This is a genomic window from Streptomyces sp. NPDC107528 (genome assembly GCF_055639295.1).
The window spans coordinates 362,825-383,344 of sequence record NZ_JBVKAV010000001.1; the positions used below are offsets into that span (position 1 = coordinate 362,825).

A 20,520-nucleotide genomic window follows, 5' to 3' on the forward strand; every position below is an offset into this window, starting at 1 on the left:
ACCGCGCCGGCCTCCCGCGCCCCCCGCCCTACCGCGACGCCACCGCCCCCGTCGACGCCCGCGTCCGCGACCTGCTCGCCCGGATGACCCTGCGCGAGAAGGTGGGCCAGCTCAACCAGCGGATGTACGGCTGGGACGCCTACCGCCGCACCCCCGGCGGCGGCTTCGAACTCACCGACGCCCTGCACGCCGAGACCGACCGCTTCGAGGGGCTCGGCGCCCTCTACGGACTCCAGCGCGCCGACGCCTGGTCCGGCGTCGGCCACGGCAGCGGGCCCGGGGCGGAGGACGGCGCCGCCCTGGCCGAACTGGTGCAGCGGCATGTCGTCGAGCGCAGCCGGCTCAAAATTCCCGCGCTGTTCGTCGAGGAGGTCCCGCACGGTCTCATGGCCCTCGACGGCACGGTCCTTCCGGTCAATCTGGCCGTCGGCGCCACCTGGGACCCAGAGCTCCACGAACGTGCCGCCGCCCACGCCGCCGCCGAACTGCGCGCCCGTGGCGGCCATGTCGCTCTGGTCTCGGCACTGGACATCGCCCGCGACCCGCGCTGGGGACGTACGGAGGAGTGTTTCGGCGAAGACCCGTATCTGGCCGCGCGGCTCACGGAGGCGCTGGTACGCGGCATGCAGGGCACGGGGGAGTGCTTCGCAGGCGACAAGGCTCCCGTCGTGCTCAAGCACTTCGCCGGCCAGGGCGCCACCGTCGGGGGCCGTAACTCCGCCGAGTCCGAGCTGGGCCTGCGGGAACTGCACGAGATCCACCTCCCCGCCGCGCGTGCAGGGATCCGTGCCGGGGCCGCAGCCGTCATGGCCGCGTACAACGAGGTCGACGGCATGCCCTGCTCTGGAAACCGTGCCCTCCTCACCGAACTCCTCAGGGAGAGCTGGGAGTTCGACGGTCTCGTCATGGCGGACGGCCTCGCCGTCGACCGGCTGGCCCGCATCACGGGCGACAAGGTCTCCGCGGGAGCGCTCGCGCTCAACTCCGGTGTCGATCTGAGCCTTTGGGACGAGGGCTTCACCCATCTCGAGGAAGCGGTCGAGCGAGGGCTCGTCAAAGAGCCCGTCCTCGACGCCGCCGTCGCCCGGGTGCTGCGGCTCAAGTTCCGGCTGGGCCTGTTCGAGAGGCAGCCCGCGGCGGCCCCCGTGCCCACCGGAGGCAGGGAGATCAGCAAGGAACTCGCCCGGGCCGCGATCACCCTCCTCCGCAACGACGGCACGCTGCCCATCGGCGAGACGGTCTCGCGCATCGCCGTACTCGGACCCCAAGCAGCCACCGCAGCCCACCAGTCGGGCGACTACACGGCGCCGCAGCGCTCCGGCACCGGCGTCCTCGACGCACTGCGCCGACTCGCCCCGCCCGGCGTCGACATCCGGCACGCCCGGGGCTGTGCCCTCACCGGCGGCGACCTCTCCGGTATCCCCGATGCCGTCGCCGCGGCCGCCGCCTCCGACCTGGCCGTGCTCGTGCTGGGCGGCAGCAGCGCACGCACCTCCGACACCGAGTTCGACGCCAACGGGGCGGCACTCCACGCGGTGTCCGAGATGACCTGCGGCGAGGGCGTCGACCTGGCCGACCTCAGGCTGGGCGCCGCCCAGTACGCCCTCATGGACTCCGTCGTCGCGACCGGCACGCCCACCGCGGTCGTCCTGGTCCAGGGCCGCCCGCACGTCGTGGCGGGCACCGCCGGAGCGCTGCTCACCGCCTGGTACCCCGGTCCGTGGGGCGGCGAGGCGATCGCCGAGGTGCTGCTGGGACACGTGGATCCGGCGGGCCGCCTCCCCGTCTCCGTGCCGCGCTCCGCCGCCCAACTCCCCGTCCACTACAACCACAAGGACACCGAGTACGGCGGCTACGTCGACCAGAGCGCCGAGCCGCTTTACTCCTTCGGACACGGGCTGTCGTACACGAGTTTCGAGTACGGTACGCCACGGCTCTCCGGCACAACCGTCACCGTCGACGTCACCAACACCGGTGGGCGGTACGGGCGTACGGTCGTTCAGGTCTATCTGAGGCGACTGATCACGTCGAGTTGGCCGCGTGCCCTCGAACTGTGTGCCTTCGAGGGCGTCGGCCTCGAACCGGGCGAGCGCCGGACGGTTGGGCTGACCGTGGAAGACACCCGGGCCGACTCCGTCGAGATCCGTGTCGCGGAGTCGGCCCTGGCGGCATCGGGCGTCGCACCCGTCGTACTGGACCTCAGAGTTTGACGGCCCCCGAGGAGACGCCCTTGTAGAACCACCGCTGCGTGATCACGAACAACACCAGCACCGGAATCACGGAGATCACCGACCCGGCCATCACCATCCGCTGGTCGTACCCGAACGACGAGCTCTGCAGCCGCGAGAGGCCCAGCGTCAGCGTCATGTTGCCCTCCGAGCGCAGCACGATCAGGGGCCAGAGGAAGTCGTCCCAGGCGCTGATGAAGGTGTTGATGACGACCACCATGATCGCGCCCCACGCGGACGGCAGATACAGGTGTCGGAAACGCTGCCACTCGTTCGCCCCGTCGAGCATCGCCGAGTCCTCGATCTCGCGCGGCACCGCCAGGAACGCGCCGCGCATCAGCAGCACGTTGATGGCGCCGACGAACCCCGGCAGCCAGACGCCGGCCAGGCTGTCGACCAGGCCCAGGTCGCGGATGCTCAGGAACAGCGACACCATGATCGACTCGAAGGGGAACATCATCGAGGCGACCAGCACCACCCAGACCGCCCGGCGGCCCTTCCAGCCGGGCTTGGAGAGCATGTAGCCGGCCGTGGTGGCGAAGACCAGCTGGCTGGTGACGGACAGGACGACCACGATCATGCTGTTGCGGATGTAGGTGGCCACCGGGACCTGATCGAAGACCGTCCGGTAGGCCCGCAGGGTCGGGTCGTGCGGCAGCAGGGTGGCGCCCGCGCCGAAGACGTCCTCGCCGGTGCTCTTCAGCGAGGCCAGGAGCTGCCAGAGCAGCGGCCCGACGGTGAGGCCGAGGACGAGGAACAGCAGCAGATAGCGGACGATCAGCTCCCTGGGGCGGCCGTAGTCCCGCCAGCGTGGCATCAGGCGCCGGCGGCCGGCCGGGGCAGCGGTCGTCGTCATGCCTCGTCCTCCTTCGTCAGGCGCTGCGCCAGCAGGGTCAGCCCCAGCGTCAGCAGGAACAGGGCCACGCTGACGGCCGAGCCGTAACCGGCGTTGCCGGTGATGGGGTCCAGGCCGACGTCCCGGATGTAGAAGGGCAGGGTGCGGTCGGCGCCGCCCGGGCCGCCGGTGGAGCTGCCGAGCATGTAGATCTCGGTGAACACCCGCAGTGAGCCGATGCCGGTGAGCGTGCCGACGAGCATCATGGCCTGGCGGACGCCGGGCATCGTGATGTGCCAGAAGCGGCGGACCGCGCCGGCGCCGTCCATGGCCGCGGCCTCGTGCAGCTCCTTGGGCACGTTCCCGAGCGCGGCCAGGTAGAAGACCATGTACCAGCCGAGGCCCTTCCACAGCGTCAGGCCCATCGCGGACAGCAGGATCAGCCACGGGTCGGACAGGAACGGGATGGCGTCCCGGATCAGATGGGCCTTCTCCAGCCAGGTGTTGACCAGCCCGTCGTCGGCCAGCAGCCACTGCCAGCTCAGGCCGACCACGACGCTGGACGCGAGCACCGGCGTGTAGAAGGCGGAGCGGAAGAAGCCGATGCCGGGGAGGTTCTTCTCCACCAGCACCGCCAGCATCAGCGGGAGCAGCACCATCAGCGGTACGACGATCAGCGCGTACAGGACGCTGTTGCGGGTCGCCAGCCAGAAGTCGGAGTCGTCCAGCATCCGCGTGTAGTTGTCGAGTCCGACGAACCCCGCGGCGCCGCCGAGCGGCTTGGCGTCGGTGAACGACAGCAGGACCGTGTTGAGGAACGGGAACACCCCGAAGACCACCGCGCACACGATCGCGGGCGCGGTCCACAGCCAGGGCAGCCACCAACGGCGGTACATTGCCGCCCCGTTGGCGCCGGGCGCGGGGCCGGGCAGCAAGGCCCGGGCGAGTCGGCGGGCACGGGAAGGGGCCGGGCCCGGCACGGAGTCGGCGGACTCCGCACCGGGCACGGTCACCGGGTTCGTGGTCTGTGCCGCCACCGTCAACTGCCCTGCTTCAGCAGCTCGTTCGCCTTCATGTGCGCGTCCTTCACGGCCTGCTCGGCACTCTTGTCGCCCTGCATGGCCAGCTGCACCTGGGAGACGATGGCGTTCTGCACGGCCGGGGAGAGGTTCGTCTGGTAGGCCGTGGCGGTCTTCAGCTGCTCGGCGACGAGCTTGCGGGCCTCCGAGAACGGGTCGTCACCGTCGGCCTTCTGGAAGAACGGGTCGTCCAGCGACTCGGTGGTCGTCGGGAAGATCACCACGTTCGGGTCCTTGCACCAGGCCGTCTGGTTCTCGGCGTTGGTGAGGAACTGGGCGAACGCCAGTGCCGTGGGGGCGTTCTTGCTGGTCGCGGCGACCGATATGTACTGCGGTGCTCCGGTGGTGTGGCCGAGCGCGTCGAAGGGCTGCTGGCCGACGCCCGTCTTGTCGTACACGGACGGGCTGTTCTGCTTCACGAAGCGCACGAAGCTCGGGTTCGTGGAACCGTAGGCGACCTTGCCCTGGCTGTAGAGGGTGGACGGGTCGTTGCTGGAGGACAGCGAGTCCTTCGGCATGGCGCCCTCCTTGTAGAGCTTCGCCATCCACTCGACCCACTCGACGGTCCTCGGATCGTCGGCGAACGCGGCCGATCTGCCGTCCGCGGACAGCGTCCTGATGTTCATCTGGTCCCAGTCGGCCGGGATCCGCCACACGGGGTTGGCCATCGTCGCGAAGTACTTCCCGTCGGCCGCCTTCGCGACCTTCTCGTAGTCGGCGAACAGCCCGAACATGGTCGTCGGCGGCTTCTGCGGGTCGACCCCGGCCTTCTCCAGCAGGGCCTTGTTGTACGTCAGGACGACGCCGCCGGTGTACCAGGGCAGCGCGGTGTGCACCGACGTGCCCGAGGCGTCCTTGAAGGTGCTCGACTTCCAGAACGCCGGGACGAACGGCTTCGAGGCGCCGGGGTCCTTGGTGGCCACGTCGAGCAGGTATCCGGCCTTGGTGAGGGCGGTCGCCGTGTCGGAATTGACGTTGATCACGTCGGCCAGGGTGCAGGCCTGGGCGTCGGCGACGGTGCGTGACGTGAACGTGTTGTCGCCCGGGTCGTCGATCCACTTGACCTCGGTGCCGGGGTTCGCCTTCTCGAACGACTCGATCACGCCGTCGAAGAACCCGCCGAAGTCCTTCTTCAGGTTGGTCGTCTGGAAGGTGATCTTCCCCTTGATCTCGCCGGTGAGCTTCCCGGAGCCCACGTTGCCCTTGTCGACCTTGCAGCCGCCGGCGGAGGCCTCCCCGTCGTCGGAGCCGCCGGACAGGCCGCAGCCGGCGGCCGTCAGGGTCAGGACCACCAGACAGGCAAGGGATCCGGTCAGTCTTCTCGCGCGCATTGCTGCCCTCCTGGGACCAGTCGGATGCGGTAGCGCTCCGCTGATTCAAATCACCAACATGGACTCCGGTTGATGAAAAGGTGGACCAGAATTCATCGGAGGTCAATGGGTTGCCGTGTTGCGTTTGGGTTCCGCCGGCGCGTGCTGCGCTTCAGTGCCGGTGTTCGTGGTCCGCGTGCGACGGGTCGCCGGGGTGCTCGTGGCCCGGGGCGTACTCCACGCCGGTGCGCGCTCGGTCCAGCCAGTCGAAGAAGGCCCGGCGCCCGAGGGCCTGTTGCAGCTCGCGCACGATGCTCTCGCGGGCGTGCTCGTACGGCAGGAGGTCCGCCGGGCCGGCTGCGTCGTCGAAGGGGTCGACGCCGCGCCTGAGCGCCTCCGGGGTCAGGAAGCGATCGCGGTTGAGGTCGTAGTACTCCCGCACGGCCTCCTCAGGCAGGAGTTGCTCGCCCTCCAGCGCCGCGAGGAGTGCGCGGGCCGCGGGGGAGTGGGCAAGCGCTGCCGCGACGATGCTGCCGAGGCCTGCCACGTCGGCTTCGGGCACGGTTGATGTGAGGGACGATGACATCTCGGGCGGGGCCGGCAGACCGCGTTTCGCGCAGGTGCGTCGGGCCAGTTCGTCGACCAGCACCACTTGCGTCGCCCAGCGTCGGCGCTGGCGCTCTGCCGCGAGTGCCGCGCTGTGTCGTCGCTCGGCTGCGGGTCCGTTGTGGCTGATCGCGCCCTCGAGGCGGAGCCGCATATCGACACGGCCCGCGTCCCTTGGGGGTGTTGTCGGACCCTGCGCCAGAAAGGTGTCCACGCGCTCCTTCGGGACCGGCTCGCCGTTCACGCGAGCCGCGTACTCCTCCGTCATGGCGTCACCTCCAGCTCCACTGCCTGCGTGTACGCCACGCAGCCGTGCCAGCCCACCTTCGCCATCAGCCAGTACGACCCCGGCGGCACCGCCCCGCCGTCCACCTCGATCACGCACTCCCGCTGCTCCCCGCCGGCCACGGCGAAGCCCTGGCAGCCGGGTGCCACGCCCGCCCAGGTTCCCCACGAGGACACGGCCCACAGCGTGCCGCTGATCGGGCCCCGGGTCGTGTTGCGCACAGCCACCGGGACCCGGGTCCGTTCACCCCGGCGTACGGTGATCCGCTCAACTGCCAACTCGGCCCGGAGCGTCGGGCCGGTGTGCCCACCCGGCACATCCAGCGCCACCACGTCCTCGTACGTCTGCCCGCCGTACGGCAGCCGGGCGGCGAGCCAGTGGCGGCCGGGCTCGGCGTCGGGTGGTGGGGAGACGGTGACGTCGGTGAGTGTGAAGCCGCCGGGGCCCAGCGCGTACGGCAGTTCGGCCGGCTCGACGGACCAGCCGGATGGGACGTGCAGGGTCACCGTGCCCGAGACGGGCGCGTCCGTCAGTTCCGAGCCGACCCGGACCGTGGCCGTGACCGGGCCCTCGGAGACGGTGAGCGTGGTGGGCGAGAGGTACACCGCGACCGGCATGTTGCCGCGCGGGGCGGGGCCCGAGTTGTGGAGCCAGTAGCGGGTCGGGACGGGCTGGGCGGGCTCGTGTGCGGCGATGCCCGGTCCGGGTGCGGTCTCCGCGTCCGTGGCGGCGAGGACCGTCGCGACCTCGAAACCGGTCAGGTCCAGGTCGAGCCCCCCCTGGTCATCGGGCGTCAGCGCCTCCCCGCGTCTCTCCAGTACGTCCGCCCGCGCCCCGTCCGTCCACCCCCGCGGCCCGCGCACCCGCGCCCGCACCTGCCGCCCGTTCACCTCGTGCACCCGGACGACGACGCCACGGCCGGGATCCGCGGCCGACGCGCATCCCCGCGCGAGCGGCGACCCGACCGGCTTGAGCGCGTCCAGCAGCACCTCGCCGGCGGGCTCGACGCCCAACAGCACGGCCTTCCTGGGCAGTACGGCATCCTTGGCCGCCGTCCGCCGCAACCGCGCCGTCAGCGGATGGTTGAACGCATGCCCGGCCTGCGGCAGCCGCAGCTCCCGCCAGTCGCCGGCGCCCGCGACCACGGCGTACTCGAACGTGTGCGACCAGCGCTGGAGTTGGAACGCCGATCCGTCGGGCGCCGTACGGCGGGGCGGGTCGACCCAGATGCCGGACGGCCAACCCGTGCAGGAGCGCATCAGGGACATGTAGAGGTCGCCGGAGGAGGTGACCACACAGCCGGGCGTCCCCCGGTTCAGCACCGCGAAGCTGCGCCCGTCCCACGCGTCCCCCGGCGGCAGGGCCTCCCCGCCGCCCGCCGCCGTGGCCCGCAGCACCGCGTCGTCCAGGTCGGCGATGAGCGCGTCGACGGCCTTGGCATCGTCCTCGGGCCGGTCGCCCGCCACCACGAGCAGCGGCAGCCGCTCCAGGTCGCGCAGGTCGGCACCGGGCACCCACTCCTCCCGCAGCGAGCGCGCGGCGCGACCCAGACGGCGGCCACGCCCCGCTCGGCGAGTTGCCGGCGCAGTTCCCGCCCCGCCGCCGGGTCCCAGCCGAGGGCCTCGGCGACCACGGAGTTGCGTTCCGGCCCGCCGACCGCGACGCGGATGTCGGGGAGGTTGGAGTCGACCTCCAGGTCGCCGTAGCGCGGGCCACCGGCGATCGTCGAGGTCGCCGTCACGCCCACCCGCACCAGGGCCGCCGCGAGGCCGGTGCCCAGCTCACCGGCCTCCTCCCAGGACCCGTACACCAACTCGGCCACCCCGATGGACCGTTCGCCCAGGGGCCGGCCGGAATCGTCGGCGACCGCGACCCGTGCGGTGGACCCGAGCCCGAACCAGGTGTTGGCGGGGTTGTCCAGCGTCCACGGGAACCGCTCGCTGTCCACCTCCACGAACCCGAACCCGCGCCCGATCACCGCGTCCGCCACCTCGTGCACCGGCAGCCCGCCGCGCACGTCGGACGGCCAGCGGACCCGGATGAGCCGGTCGGCACCGTCGTAGCCGTCGAGCGTGGTCGTCAGGTCGAGGCGGTCGACGCCCTTCCACAGAGTGAGCTGCTGCGTGTAGCGGAACAGGCCTAGGTCGGCGCGGACGGTGATGCGTGAACCGGCGGGCGAGTGCTCGACATCGATGTCGGCGGTGACGTCCCGGCTGCGGGCGGCGGTCGTGCCGGTCGGTGTGAGATGCCAGGGGCCCTCGCCGAAGCGCGGGTGCCGCGCGTACTCCTCCTGCACGACGAGTTCGTTGCCGATGTCGCCGGGACGCAGGAGTTCCCGGCCGGCCTCGGCCCTCCCGAGGGCTCGCAGGCTGCTGACGGCGCCGCCGCGCGCGGGGTCGACCGTCAGCTCGTAGAACTCGTTGCGGATGGTGGCGCCCTCTGTGCGTGTCCACTCGGGGACGGTCCCCTCGGCGAGCGGCAGCGCCTTGAGGCCCGTGCCGGGCACCTGCGGTACGACGACACGGAGTTCGCCGTCCTCGCGTACGGCGGGCAGGGGCAGCCCGGTGTCGTCCAGGGGGACGAGCCCCGGGTCCTCGACCGCCAGGACGTCCCGCCGCTCCCAGGTCGCCGCGTTGAAGACCACCAAGTCAGGTGTGCCGCCGGGTAGTTGGGCGACTGCGCCCGCCAGGGCGTCGGTCGCGTCGGCATGCACGGTCTGGGCGAGGTCGTACAACTCCCGCCAGCCGGTGAGCAGGTCGATGTACACCTGGTCCGACTCCGAGCCGGTGACGGCGTCGTGGTGGGCGCCGTAGATCAGTTGCCGCCAGGCCTTGTCGAGCGCCGCGTCCGGGAAGGGGTGCCCGGTGACGAGCGAGGCGAGCGTCGCCCAGGCCTCCGCGTCGGCGAGCAGGGTCTCGCCGTGCCGCTGGGCCTGCTTGGTGTCGATGTACGAGACGTCCTTGCCGGTGTAGATCGGGTTCATGTCCCGCGTCTGCGGGGACGCCTCGCGGCCCTCCTCGTCGAGCTGCGCGCGGACTGCGGCGAAGAAGTCCCGGGGGACCGCGCTGATGAAGCGCGGCCAGACATAACGGGCGTTCCAGTCCCGGTGGATGTCCATCACCCAGCGGCACGGCGGCGCGTAGTCACCACCGACGGGGAGCAGGACGTTGCGGGTGAGTGCCACCTGCTTCAGCCCTCTGAACAGCTTGAGGGCCGCCGCCTCCGCCTCGGGGAGGGCCGGCGCGTTGTCGATCGCCCAGCCGGCGCCGTAGTGGTTGACCATGTACGCGGTCAGCAGCCCGCGCCCGGACGGGGCGATCCAGCTGAACTCCGCCGGGAACTGCATCCGCCTCGGATCCCGCGGCTCCTCGCCGAAGACGGACAGGGTGGGGCCCCACTGGTGGAACGGCCCCCGCGCCCAGGAGCTGGAGCTGACCCCCGCGTCGGCCATCAGCCCCGGGAACTGCGGATCGTGCCCGAACGCGTCCAGCTGCCAGGCCGTCTCCGGAGATGCTCCGATGATTCCGCGCTGGAAGCCGTCGCCGTACAGGGCGTTGCGTACGGTCGCCTCCGCGCCGGTGAGATTGGTGTTCGGCTCGTTGTAGGTGCCGCCCATGATCTCGACGCGACCGGTGCGGATCAGCTGCCGCAGGAACGCGCGCTCCTCCGGGAAGGCGTCCCAGTAGGGCTTGAGGTAATCGACCTCGGCGAGCACGAAGGTGTACGCCGGGTCGCGCCGCGCCAGATCGCAGTGCGCCCGGACCAGGCTCATGCCGGACTGGCCGCGCGAGTCGAAGGTGCGGGCGGGCAGGCCGGTGCCGGCCGGATCGTCGGCGACGTCCCAGGTCTCGGTGTAGGCGGCCTGGGTGTTCCACCAGACGGGGTCGTAGTGGAAGTGGCTGACCATGAACATCGTCCAGCCGGGCTCCGCGGCCGTGAACGCGGCCGTGCGCTCCGCGGTCCGGCCCGGGTCCTCGGCGTCCTCGGCCGTGACCCTCACATGCGTACGGTCACCGGGGGCGAGGTCGGTCGTCACCGGTATCTCGGCGCGCACGGTGCCGTCGTCCCCCGCCGTCAACTCGGCGGTGCCGTGGGCACCAGGGCCCGCCACGGTGAGGCGGACCGTCCGGCCGGGAGCTTCTCCGATCTCGACGGCCACGACCTGGTGGGGATGCTCCTCGGTACCGACGAAGAGCTCGGTCGACTCGACAGAGATGACGCGCATGGGGCTCCTACGAGTGCTCGTGGGGAGCCTCATCCTGGCACCGCCGGGATGATTCAAACAACCACCTTGGCGTTTCCAAGGTGGTTCAGTCATACACTGCGGTCGGGGTTCAGCGCGCCCGGCGATTCTTCACCGCGTGCTGCGGGGTGATGTGGTCCGTCAGGGCGAGCGAGGCGCTCGCACGCTGGTAGGAGACCTGGCCGACCCGGACGTAGAGGCAGTCGACGATCATCAGAACCGAGTGCCTGCCGCCGATGCTGCCGGTGCGGAAGCTGGTCTCCGAGGTCGACGAGATGAGCCGGATGTCGGCGGCCTTGGCCAGCGGTGAGCGCGGGTCGGTGGTGATGGCGATGGTGGTGGCGCCCCGCTCCTTGGCCATCTCGAAGGGTTCGAGGGTCTCGCGGGTGGCGCCCGAGTGGGAGATGCCGATGGCCACGTCGGCCGGGGTGAGCAGGGCCGCCGAGGTGGCCGCCCCGTGCACCTCGGTCCAGCCGCGGACCTGGCAGCCGATGCGGAACAGCCGCGTCTCCGTCTCCTGGGCCACCGCGCCGCTGCCACCCACGCCGTACACGTCGATGCGGCGGGCGCGGGCCAGGGCCTGGGCCGCCCGCTCCAGCGCGTCGAGGTCGATCCGTTCGATGGTCTGCTGGATGGCGCGCAGGTCCGCGCTGCCGACGACCTGCACGACCCGCTCCAGGCTGTCGTCGGGCGAGATGTCGGGGCCGATCTCCGCGCTGCCCCAGTCGGAGACCTCGCCGCGCCCGCGCTCCTGGGCCAGCTCGATCAGCAGATGCTGGTAGGAGTCGAGCCCGATGGCCCGGCAGAACCGGGTCACCGTCGCCTGGGAGGTGCCGGTGCGACGGCCCAGCTCGGCGGCCGAACAGTGGGTGACGGCGGCCGGATCCTCCAGGATCAGCTCGCCGACCTTCCGCAGGGAACCGGCAAGCCGGGGCAGCTCGGTGCGGATCAGTGTGGTGACGTCCGTCGGAGGCATGAGGAGAAGGTATCAGCCACCGTTTGCCGCGCAGGTTGAATACCAGGACCGAAAACCGGGGCCGGGGCGGGGTCGGGAAGCGGACTCGTTGCCCGTACCACCCGGCGTGTGATTTATTGATTCACCGACGCGGTAGTGCAGGGTGGTTCAATCCAACATCGCTCCATCCGCATCGCTCAATTCAACATCGCCATCCATCAGTGCCTCCATCAGTGGTTCCGTGAGTGGGGAGTGACGCGTGTCCGACGAGTCCGTGAGCGCCCGGCGCTTCGTGCGGGAGAGCATGACCGTCCTCGACCGCCTGACCGAGTCCGCCCGCGACGACGTGGCCCGCGCCGCCGAGCTCATCGCCGACTGCGTGCGCGCGGACGGTGTCATCCAGGCCTTCGGTACCGGTCACTCCCAGGCGATGGTCCTCGAAGTCGCCGGCCGGGCGGGCGGACTGGTGCCGACCAACCGGCTCAGCATCGCCGACCTCGTCCTGTACGGCGGCGCCGCGCCCGGCGTTCTGGACGACCCGCTCCTGGAGCGGGAGCCCGGAGTGGCCGCCCGGATCTACGACCTGGCCGCCCCGCGCACCCAGGACCTCTTCGTCATCATCTCCAACTCGGGCGTGAACAACGTCATCGTGGAGATGGCCCTGCACGCCAAGGAACAGGGCCACAGGATCCTGGCCATCACCTCCCTCGCCCACACCCGGGCCGTTCCGGCGGGGCACGCGAGCGGCAGGAAGCTCGTCGACCTCGCGGACGTCGTGCTGGACAACGCGGCCCCGCGCGGCGACGCGCTGCTGGAACTGCCGGGCGGCGGCGCGGTGTGCGCCCTGTCCACGCTCACCGGCGTGATGCTCGTGCAGATGGCCGTGGCGGAGGCTTCCGCCCAGCTCCTCGCCGCCGGGGAGCGCCCGCCGGTGTACGTCTCGGCCAATGTGCCGGGCGGGTTCGAGGGCAACCTGGAGCTGGAGAAGCGGTACGCCGGACGGATCCGGCGCACCGCGAGCTGATCACTGCACGGTCGTCACTCCACGGTCCTCACTTCACCGTCCTCACTTCACGGGTACGGGCGTGACCGCGACGGCCAGCGGATACGCCCCCGTCTTCAGGGCTTCGCCGGCCTTGCCGGACGCGGTGTCGATCGGTACCAGCGTGTTGCCGTCCGCCGTGGTGACGTAGGCCGTGGCGCCGTTCCAGTCCAGGCCGACGTCGAAGGCGGACCTGCCGACCGTGACCTTGGTGCCGGGGGCGCCGGTCACGGTGTCGACGGGCATGGCGTGGTCCCCGTTGCTCGCACTGACCCACAGTGTCCGCCCGTCCGCCGACAGGGCGAGCCCGTAGGCCTGGCCCGTGACGAGCAGGGTCGGCTCGGTGTCGTTCGTCGCCGTGTCGATCGGAGTCACCGTCGAGCCGCCGGAGTTGGACACATACACAGTCTTCCCGTCCGGCGCGGCGACGACGTTGAAGGGGCGGGGGCCGACGGGAATCGCCTTGCCCGCCTTCCCGCTCCCTCCGGTGGTGAGGTCGACAGGGCTGACCGTGTCGTCGTGGATGTTGGCCACGTACAGGGACCCGCCGTCCGGGGTGATCGCCATGTTCTCCGGACCGGAGCCGACCGCGACGGGCGGCTCAGCCTTCAGCGTGCCGGTGTCCACGGGCTGCACCGTGCCGTCCGTGTAGTTGGCCACCCAGAGCGTGCCGCCGTCCGGAGTGAGGGCGAGACCGGCCGGCACCCGGCCCACGGGGACCGTGGCGGTGACCGTGCCGCGGGCCACGTCGATCACGCTGACGGTGTTCGAGCCCTGGTTGGCGGCGTAGGCGGTGCGCCCGTCCGCGCTGACGACGACCTCGCCGGGGTTGCCGCCGACGGCGATGTCCGTGGTCGTACCGGACCCGAGGTCGATGGAACTGACCGACGAGCCACTGAAGTTGGCCGTCAGTGCGCGGGGTGACCCGGTGCCGTCGGCGACCCGGACCGGGATCGCCCGCGTGAGGACACCGTCGCCCGATACGACGACGGAGTGCACGCCGGGTGTGGCGGCGGTCAGGGTGACCGTGACTGACGCGGTGCCCCCGGCCGGTACCGTCACGCTGCCTTCGTCGGGCGAGGCGGTGACCCCGTCGGGCACGTCCAGCTTCCAGGTGACCGTCTTGGCGGTGGTGGACCGCTCGTCCGCGAGGTCGAGGGTCACCTTTCCGGCGGAACCGGGCTTCAGGGAGAGCGAGTTGGGCGTGAAGGCGGCGTCGATGCCGGGGTCGGGGGCGGTGTCCAGCAGCGCCGCGTAGAGGAACTGGTCCATGACGCCCGGCGAGACCTGCTGCGGGAGGGCGTCCAATTCCTTGCGCTGTGCTCTCAGTTGAGACCAGTAAGCGGCGACCGCGTCCGTGTCGCCCCGCTTGTCGGCCAGCAACAGCTCCACCGCCATCCCGCCCGCGCTGCCGTAACGGCCCAGCTTGTCGAGCCAGGCGGAGGTCTCGTCGAGGAACCCCGGGTTGTCGAGGCGGGCGCGCAATTCGGTGGGAGTCTCTGCCATCTCGGCGAAGTTCGCCTTCAGCGCGGCGGCGGCTCGATCGAGGCCGGTGTCCTGCTCACAGGCCTTGCGGAAGGCGGCGATCAGCCGGGTGAGGGTCGGGGACTCGGTCGGGTCGAGCTGGGAGGAGTAGTTGTTCTCGGCGAATATCCGCAGCCACTTCGCGGCACCGGGCCCGGCGAGATCCCGTACGGACGCGAGGAAGGCGGCGCGGGGGTCGTACGCGTCCGGGTTCCACAGGTGGGCCGCCGAGGTGAACAGGGCGAGCCGGCTCGCCTCCGCCTGGACCATCGGGTTGGCGGTGACACCGGTGGACGCGCTCGCCACGCCGGGCTCGCGGCCGGTGTAGGGGCCGAGCAGGAGACGGCTGGTGACGTAGTCGTTGACGGGGTAGTTGTCCCAGACCAGGATCGGGTGGCCGTACACCTCACGGGCCTGCGCGACCTGGTCGGCGGTGATGGTCGGCGCGATCACGCCGACGCCGGTCCACTCGACGACGACGGACGGGTCCAGCTTCTCGCGCAGCGCCTTCTTGTAGGGGGAGTCGGCGAGGTCGGAGTACTCGGTGGGGACCATCTCCAGGGGCCGCAGACCGGTGTGTGGCGGAGAACTGCCGCCACACGGCGTTCAGCAGATGCGCCTGCGCGGCGCCCGCCGCACCCCCGCCCGTTCCGAACTCCGCCTCGTCCGCGGCACAGTTCCACTTGGTGTAGCTGATGTCGTCCAGCGGGATCGCGAAGGACCGCACGCCGATGTCGTACAGCGAGTCGAACTTGGCGGTGAGCGCCTTGATGTCGGCATCGGAGGAGTAGCAGACGGAGAGCCCGGGGGAGAGGGCGTAGGTGAAACGGACGTGGTTGGCGCGGGCCCGGTCGACCAGTTCCCGCAGCTTCGCCAGTTCGGCGGGCGGGTGGGCGTCGCGCCAGCGGGCGCGGAGATAGTCGTCGTCCTTGGGGGAGTAGACGTAGACGTTCTGTTTCGTACGGCCGTAGAAGTCCAGCTGGCGGAGGCGTTCGGCATGCGACCACGGGGTGCCGTAGAAGCCCTCGATGACTCCGCGCAGGGCGGCGGTGGGCCAGTCGCGGACGGTCACCGCGGGGACGCGGTTCTCGGTGACGAGTTGGCGCAGGGTCTGGGCGGCGTAGAAGGTGCCGGTGGTGTCGGCGCCGGAGAGGGCGACGAGGGCGCGGCCGTGGGAGCGTCCGGAGGCAAGCACGTAGCCGCCGGAGGGCAGGCCGGCCGGGGACTTGGCGCGCAGTCTCCGCAAGGCCGTCCCGGTGGCCGTGTTCTCTCCGGGGCCGCCCAGGTAGACCGTGAGGCGTGAGGTGGGCGGCTTCTCGCCGGCCTGGACGGTGACGATGTGTTCGGCGCCGGCGTCGCGCAGGACGGATTCGACGAGGCGTCGGGCGGAGGGGTCCGTGCCGGGTCCGACGACCTCGACGACCCTGTCCGGCACCGTGAGTTGCCCGGAGCCCGCGTGCATGCTCTTCGGCTGGGGCCACACCTGCGATGCCCGGGCGACGGGATCGGATGGTGCGGCGGCCGTGGCCGGTGCGGTGAGGCCGAGGGTCAGGAGCAGGGCGGCTGCGGCCGACAGGAGCGGGCGCGATGGATGTCTGACACGAGGGGCTGAGAGCACAGATCCTCCCGGGGTGAATGTATCCACCGGAGGATGCTAGAGATGCTGATTGTTTCATTCAATGGTGCATTCAATGGTGGCTGAGCACGCGCGCGTGACGGCACGTGGGCGCACACTGGAGAGGTGCTGTCGGTGCTCAAGGGGGTGTCGGCGTGGCTGCGTCCGGATGTTCCACGGTGCGGCTGTGGCGGTGGCGGCGCAGCCCGCTGAGGCGGCGCAGCGACGTCATCGAGGCCTGGGTCGTGCTGTGCGGGTGGGTGTTCGCGCTGGTCGCTGCCCTGTTCGCGGGCATCGCCGCGGCGGACGCGGTGGTGGCCTCGGCGGAGCAGCAACGGGCCGAGAGCCGCAGGGTGACGGCCGTACTCGTGATGGATGCGGAGGATCCGGGGGCTTCGCGGGTCACCACCGACCATCTCGTGTGGACCACCGTCCGCTGGACCGACCCGGACGGCACGATCCACATTGATGAGGCACGGGTACCGCCCAAGATGCACGCGGGCAGCAAGGTCGAGGTGTGGACCGACCGCAACGGCGTCATCGCCAACGAACCGCTGTCCGAGAGCGAGATGCAGCTGCACTCGGTCGCCGGCGGCATCCTGGCCGGGGCGGCCACCGCCGGCATCGTGCTGGGGTCGGCCTGGGTGGTACGGCTGGGGCTGGAGCGGCGTCGGCTGGACGAGTGGGGCGCGGAGTGGGAGCGGCTGGACACGCCGTGGGGGCGGAAGACGGGCTGAGGAGACGCGCCGATAGGGCATCCCGGCGCACGTGACGGTGCACGTGACAGCGCCCCGGAGGAACTCCGGGGCGCTGCAGCTGCTGTTGCCCGACCCTCCGCTACGTGACGTCCGCTACTTGACGTCCGCGCTCGGCAGCGCCGACGGGGACGCGGTGTTCAGGTCCTCCAGGCCCTTCGGGATCGCCAGCGTGAGGACCGGCGAGCCCGGCTGGGGCGCGGGCGGCGTCATCTGCTCCTTCGGGAGCTTCGGCGGCGAGGTCTGCTGGAAGTTGTTGGCGTCGAAGTTGACCATTCCCGTCTTCTCCAGGATGGTCATGTGGTCGAGCACGGTGTCGTTCGCCAGGTCGGCCAGCTGACGGACCAAGCTGTTCTGCGTGGTGCCCCGGATCTTCGCGATCGCCGGGAAGATCTGTCCGTGCGTCACCCGCATGATCGCGACACCCGTGGCGTCGAACTCCTTGCCGGTCTTGGAATCCACCGTCGCCACGAACTGCTGCTGCTGCGGGCTGGCCTGGTTGGGCAGCGTGATGTTCAGCTCGGACGCGAGCTTGCGGCAGGCGAGGTCGAGGCGGGCGTGTCCGACGACCAGGTGCTCGCCGGCCTCCTTCATCTCCGGCGTCGTGCCCCGCTGCATCGCCATCATGCCCAGCGGGTGCTCCCACAGGCCTGCCGCGCGGACCTTGACCACAAAGTCCCGGTCGGCCTCGGTCAGCGGACCGTACTGCGTGTTGGCGATGACTCGGTCCTGGTTGGCGGAGGTGGTCTCCACGCCCAGCATGGCCGGGTAGGCAAGGGCGGAGAGGGTCAGGACGAGGGCGCCTCCCACGAAGACGGTTCCTACCATGCGGCGCGAGATGGGCATCGTGCCTCCAGAGATGAACGGCTGCTACCCCAGGAGGTACGGACGGGACGCGCGAAACAATCACCGCCGCGCGAAAAAACTTGCGGTTCGCTGTGCGTGGTGCGTCACATGTGCGGCCGCGCGATCGAGGGTTGAGCGTTCTCAGGCGCGTCTGCGTCGGGTCAGGAGGGGGGCTCAGCGCAGGTGGCGCTCGAAGAAGGCCATCGTCGCCTCCATGGAGTCCGGCCACCGTGGCCCGAACGTGTGCCCCTCACCCCGGTACGTCCGCAGCTCCACGTCCTTGCCCGCCGCCTCGAACGCCGCGACGGTCGTCCTCGTCCAGGCCAGGGGGCAGGTGTCGTCGGCGGTGCCGTGGTGGATCAGCAGGGGCTCGGTGACCCGGTCGACGTAGGTGATCGGCGAGACCTGCCGCCAGAACTCCGGGTTCTCCTCGGGGGTGCCGTGCGCGGCCTCGATCTCGTCGACGAGCGGGTCGCCCTCGGGGCGCTGGAAGTGGTCGATGTTCTGCTCGGGGCGCGAGCTGACCGGCGCGAACGCGACGGCGGCGTCGACGAGACCGGGCGCCACGACCAGCGTGTTGTACACGACCCCGCCGCCCATCGACCGCCCCATCAGGCCGATCCGGTCGTCGTCGACGTCCGGCCGGGCGGCGGAGCGCAACGCATGGACGGCGGCGATGACGTCCTCGGTGTAGCCGAGACGGAGGTTCACGTCGTTGTCGGGGTCGTCGTCGGAGCCCGCGTGGTTGCGGTAGTCGGTGTGCAGGACGACGTAGCCGTTGCGGGCGAGGAGGTCCTGCTCCCGGGGCATGCCCTGGCCGGTCCTGTACACGTCCGGGTCGATGTAGCCGTGTGCCAGGACCAGCGCCGGGAAGGGGCCCTTGCCGGTGGGGACGTTCATGATGCCGGAGATCTTCAGGCCGTTGGACCGGTACGTGACGGCGTACTGCGTGTAGGCGTCGGTGCGGACGCGTACGGCACCGAGGCGCAGGTCGGAGCCGCGGTGCTCGCGCTGGATCAGGGCCGGGAGGGAGACGGGGTCGGCGGGGGTCGGGGAGGGGGTGGCCGTGGCGGCGCTCGGACTGCCGTCACCTGCTCGGCTCGACGCGGGCGAATCCGTCCGCGCCGGCTCGGCGCCGTCACCGCCGTTACCGCTGCAGCCGACGGCGGTCACGAGCACCAGCACCAGCCCGGCAGCGAGACGGGCCACGCACCGCGGGTACCGCATGCGGCCAAGTATCCCGTGCTCCGTCACGGTTGGCTCCCGCTGCGGCGGGCCCGGTGCGACGGTGTTCCGGGCGATCCCGGTCACCGCAGGCCGAGGAGCGGTGTGCGGCTACCGACGTGGGCATGGCTGTCGCGCTCTGTGACGCGCGGGGACGGATGCGCAGCGGCTCGGCGGTGATCCGGGGCTGCTGAGGCGCCCGTCCACGTCGCCGGCCCCTGCGACCGCCGACCGGCTCGCCGCCCGGTGCCTCGACGGCCTGGCGTTCACCACCGAACCGGTCGCCGGTGAACTCGTCATAACCGCGATCGGCCTGTTCCTCGTCGCCCAGCTCACCGAGCGCCAGACGAGGTGCACGCCCTACGGGAAGATCATTCGGACGGAGCAGCCGCTGCCGGGACCGGCAGTCCCGGCCCGGCGCAGCGCACGTCCGCCACAGGCACCTCCCCGTCGACGAGATAGCCCGCCACCGCCCCGTCCACGCAGGCATTGCCGCGGCTGGCGAACACGCCGTGCGAGTAGTCGTCGTTCAGCGTCACCAGACGGGATCCGGGCAGCAGTTCGCGCAGGCGACGGGCGCCCTCGATCGGGGTCACCGGGTCGTGCGCGGAGGCGACCAGCAGGACGGGCGGGGCGGCCGGGCTGCCCAGCGGGGCGCGCCGCGCGGGGCGGTGGTGCCAGTACGCGCAGGCCGACGCCTCCATGCCGGTCAGGACCGGCTGCGGGTCGGCACGTCGTATGCGCCGTATGTCCGCTACGACCTGGCGGGGTGTCGGCCCCGGACCGTCCGCGCACTTCACGATCCGGTTGGCCGCCTCGTAGTTGCGGGACTCCGGGCTGTCGAAGGCGGCGGCGGGGCGCAGGCCGGCCACGCTCCCGTCCGACTGGTAGCCGCGCAGCCCGTCGGCGAACCCCGTCCAGCGTTCCGTACGGCCGAGGGCGCGGTAGACGGCGCGGTCGAACTCCGCCGGTCCGAAGCCGTCGACCGGTCGCGCGGCCAGGCCCTCGCGTACGCGCAGATACGAACGCCGCACGGCACCCGCGTCGCCGCCCAGCCCGAAGCGCCCGGCGTGCCCGGCGGTCCAGGCGAAGAACGTGTCCCGGGCACGCAGCATCGCCCGGCTCTGGAGCACGTCGAAGTCGTGCCAGTCCCAGGGCCCGACCACGCTGTCCAGCACCATGCGGCCGACCCGGTGCGGAAAGTGCGCCGCGTACGCCGCGCCCAGGTAGGTGCCGTACGAGACACCGAGGAAGCTGGTCCGCGGCTCGCCCAGCACGGCGCGGATCGCGTCCATGTCGTACGCGGTCTGCTCGGTGGACAGGTACGGCAGCACCGCCTTGCCCGCGCCCGTCGCGCAGTCGTCGGCCAGGTGGCGCAGTGACGTGAGGTACGACCGTTCGGTCTGAGGGGTCGTCGGCACCGGGTCGGCACCGGGAGCGGCGAACAGGCCGCCCATCGCGCCGCAGCCGGCCGGCGCGCTGTGGCCGACGCCCCGCGGGTCGAAGCCGATGACGTCGTACGAACGCCGCACGCTCGCGGGAAGTTTGGCGCGCTTGGTCACCGCGTAGGGGAGCCCGGAGCCGCCCGGCCCGCCGGGGTTCACCAGCAGGATGCCGCGCCGCTCGGCCGGCGTACCGGAGGCGGGAACACGGGAGACGGCGATCTCGATGCTCGGGCCGGACGGGTGCCTCCGGTCGCGCGGGACGGTGAGGCGGCCGCATTCCACGCGGTCGGGGGCGGGCGGCGTCGGTACGGAGTCCGGGCAGGCACCGAAGGTGAGGGTGGCCGTCGCGGCCGTCGCTCGGGCGGGGCCGGTCGTGGGGAGCAGGGCTGCCGCGGCCACCAGGGCGCACAGCAGGGCGGTCGGGCGAGGCAGGGCGGTCAAGGTCTCTCCGATTCTCCGAAGCGGGTAAGAACGGGGTGGTAAATGAAAATGATTATCGATAGCGTGTGCCAGTCAAGTCCGGCACC

11 protein-coding genes and 3 pseudogenes are annotated in these 20,520 nt (G+C 71.3%); 3 read left to right on the forward strand and 11 right to left on the reverse strand.

Going from position 1 to position 20,520, the window contains the following annotated elements; all coding sequences use genetic code 11:
* The first annotated feature begins 83 nt into the window (after nt 1-83).
* A pseudogene (locus ACZ7L5_RS01725) lies at nt 84-2,236 on the forward strand (glycoside hydrolase family 3 N-terminal domain-containing protein).
* Here the strand turns inward: ACZ7L5_RS01725 and ACZ7L5_RS01730 are convergent.
* From ACZ7L5_RS01730 to ACZ7L5_RS01755, 6 genes and pseudogenes are all read right to left on the reverse strand, one after another.
* Complete coding sequence (locus ACZ7L5_RS01730) at nt 2,200-3,084, reverse strand: carbohydrate ABC transporter permease (protein WP_328878533.1); 885 nt, start codon at nt 3,082-3,084, stop codon at nt 2,200-2,202. The pseudogene ACZ7L5_RS01725 and the gene ACZ7L5_RS01730 sit on opposite strands and share 37 nt — an antisense overlap.
* Nucleotides 3,081-4,100, reverse strand: coding sequence for a carbohydrate ABC transporter permease (locus tag ACZ7L5_RS01735; RefSeq protein ID WP_471513477.1), 1,020 nt, complete (start codon nt 4,098-4,100; stop codon nt 3,081-3,083). The genes ACZ7L5_RS01730 and ACZ7L5_RS01735 overlap by 4 nt, the downstream gene beginning before the upstream one ends.
* Nucleotides 4,101-4,102: 2 nt before the next feature.
* Complete coding sequence (locus ACZ7L5_RS01740) at nt 4,103-5,473, reverse strand: extracellular solute-binding protein (protein WP_471513479.1); 1,371 nt, start codon at nt 5,471-5,473, stop codon at nt 4,103-4,105.
* 151 nt (nt 5,474-5,624) lie between these two features.
* Nucleotides 5,625-6,326, reverse strand: coding sequence for a peptidyl-prolyl cis-trans isomerase (locus ACZ7L5_RS01745; protein ID WP_471513481.1), 702 nt, complete (start codon nt 6,324-6,326; stop codon nt 5,625-5,627).
* Nucleotides 6,323-10,569: pseudogene (locus ACZ7L5_RS01750) on the reverse strand (glycoside hydrolase family 38 N-terminal domain-containing protein). Before ACZ7L5_RS01750 ends, ACZ7L5_RS01745 begins: the two are co-directional and overlap by 4 nt.
* Nucleotides 10,570-10,678: 109 nt before the next feature.
* Nucleotides 10,679-11,563 carry a MurR/RpiR family transcriptional regulator gene (locus ACZ7L5_RS01755; RefSeq protein WP_328878528.1) on the reverse strand — a complete coding sequence of 295 codons (885 nt, stop codon included), beginning with the start codon at nt 11,561-11,563 and terminating at the stop codon, nt 10,679-10,681.
* 238 nt (nt 11,564-11,801) lie between these two features.
* Between ACZ7L5_RS01755 and ACZ7L5_RS01760 the strand changes: the two genes are divergently transcribed.
* Entirely contained in the window at nt 11,802-12,566 is a 765-nt protein-coding gene (locus tag ACZ7L5_RS01760; protein WP_328878527.1) for an SIS domain-containing protein, read from the forward strand.
* A 42-nt stretch (nt 12,567-12,608) separates the two neighbouring features.
* Here ACZ7L5_RS01760 and ACZ7L5_RS01765 read toward each other — a convergent pair whose 3' ends face one another.
* Together ACZ7L5_RS01765 and ACZ7L5_RS01770 are read right to left on the reverse strand one after the other, a co-directional pair.
* Complete coding sequence (locus ACZ7L5_RS01765; RefSeq protein WP_471514478.1) at nt 12,609-13,151, reverse strand: YncE family protein; 543 nt, start codon at nt 13,149-13,151, stop codon at nt 12,609-12,611.
* Between the two features lie 34 nt (nt 13,152-13,185).
* A pseudogene (locus ACZ7L5_RS01770) lies at nt 13,186-15,570 on the reverse strand (beta-N-acetylglucosaminidase domain-containing protein).
* A 308-nt stretch (nt 15,571-15,878) separates the two neighbouring features.
* Between ACZ7L5_RS01770 and ACZ7L5_RS01775 the strand changes: the two are divergent.
* On the forward strand, nt 15,879-16,460 hold the full coding sequence (locus ACZ7L5_RS01775) for an Rv1733c family protein (RefSeq protein ID WP_471513483.1): 582 nt from the start codon (nt 15,879-15,881) through the stop codon (nt 16,458-16,460).
* 114 nt (nt 16,461-16,574) lie between these two features.
* On the opposite strand, the gene ACZ7L5_RS01780 is transcribed toward ACZ7L5_RS01775, so the two are convergent.
* The 3 genes from ACZ7L5_RS01780 to ACZ7L5_RS01790 form a co-directional block, all read right to left on the reverse strand.
* Entirely contained in the window at nt 16,575-17,324 is a 750-nt protein-coding gene (locus tag ACZ7L5_RS01780; RefSeq protein ID WP_467480370.1) for a DUF4142 domain-containing protein, read from the reverse strand.
* A 174-nt stretch (nt 17,325-17,498) separates the two neighbouring features.
* Nucleotides 17,499-18,551, reverse strand: a complete 1,053-nt coding sequence (locus ACZ7L5_RS01785) for an alpha/beta hydrolase family protein (protein ID WP_471513485.1) — start codon at nt 18,549-18,551, stop codon at nt 17,499-17,501.
* A 368-nt stretch (nt 18,552-18,919) separates the two neighbouring features.
* The gene (locus ACZ7L5_RS01790; protein ID WP_471513487.1) at nt 18,920-20,434 is read right to left on the reverse strand and encodes an alpha/beta hydrolase; all 1,515 of its coding nucleotides are present in this window, start codon (nt 20,432-20,434) and stop codon (nt 18,920-18,922) included.
* Nucleotides 20,435-20,520 lie beyond the last annotated feature (86 nt).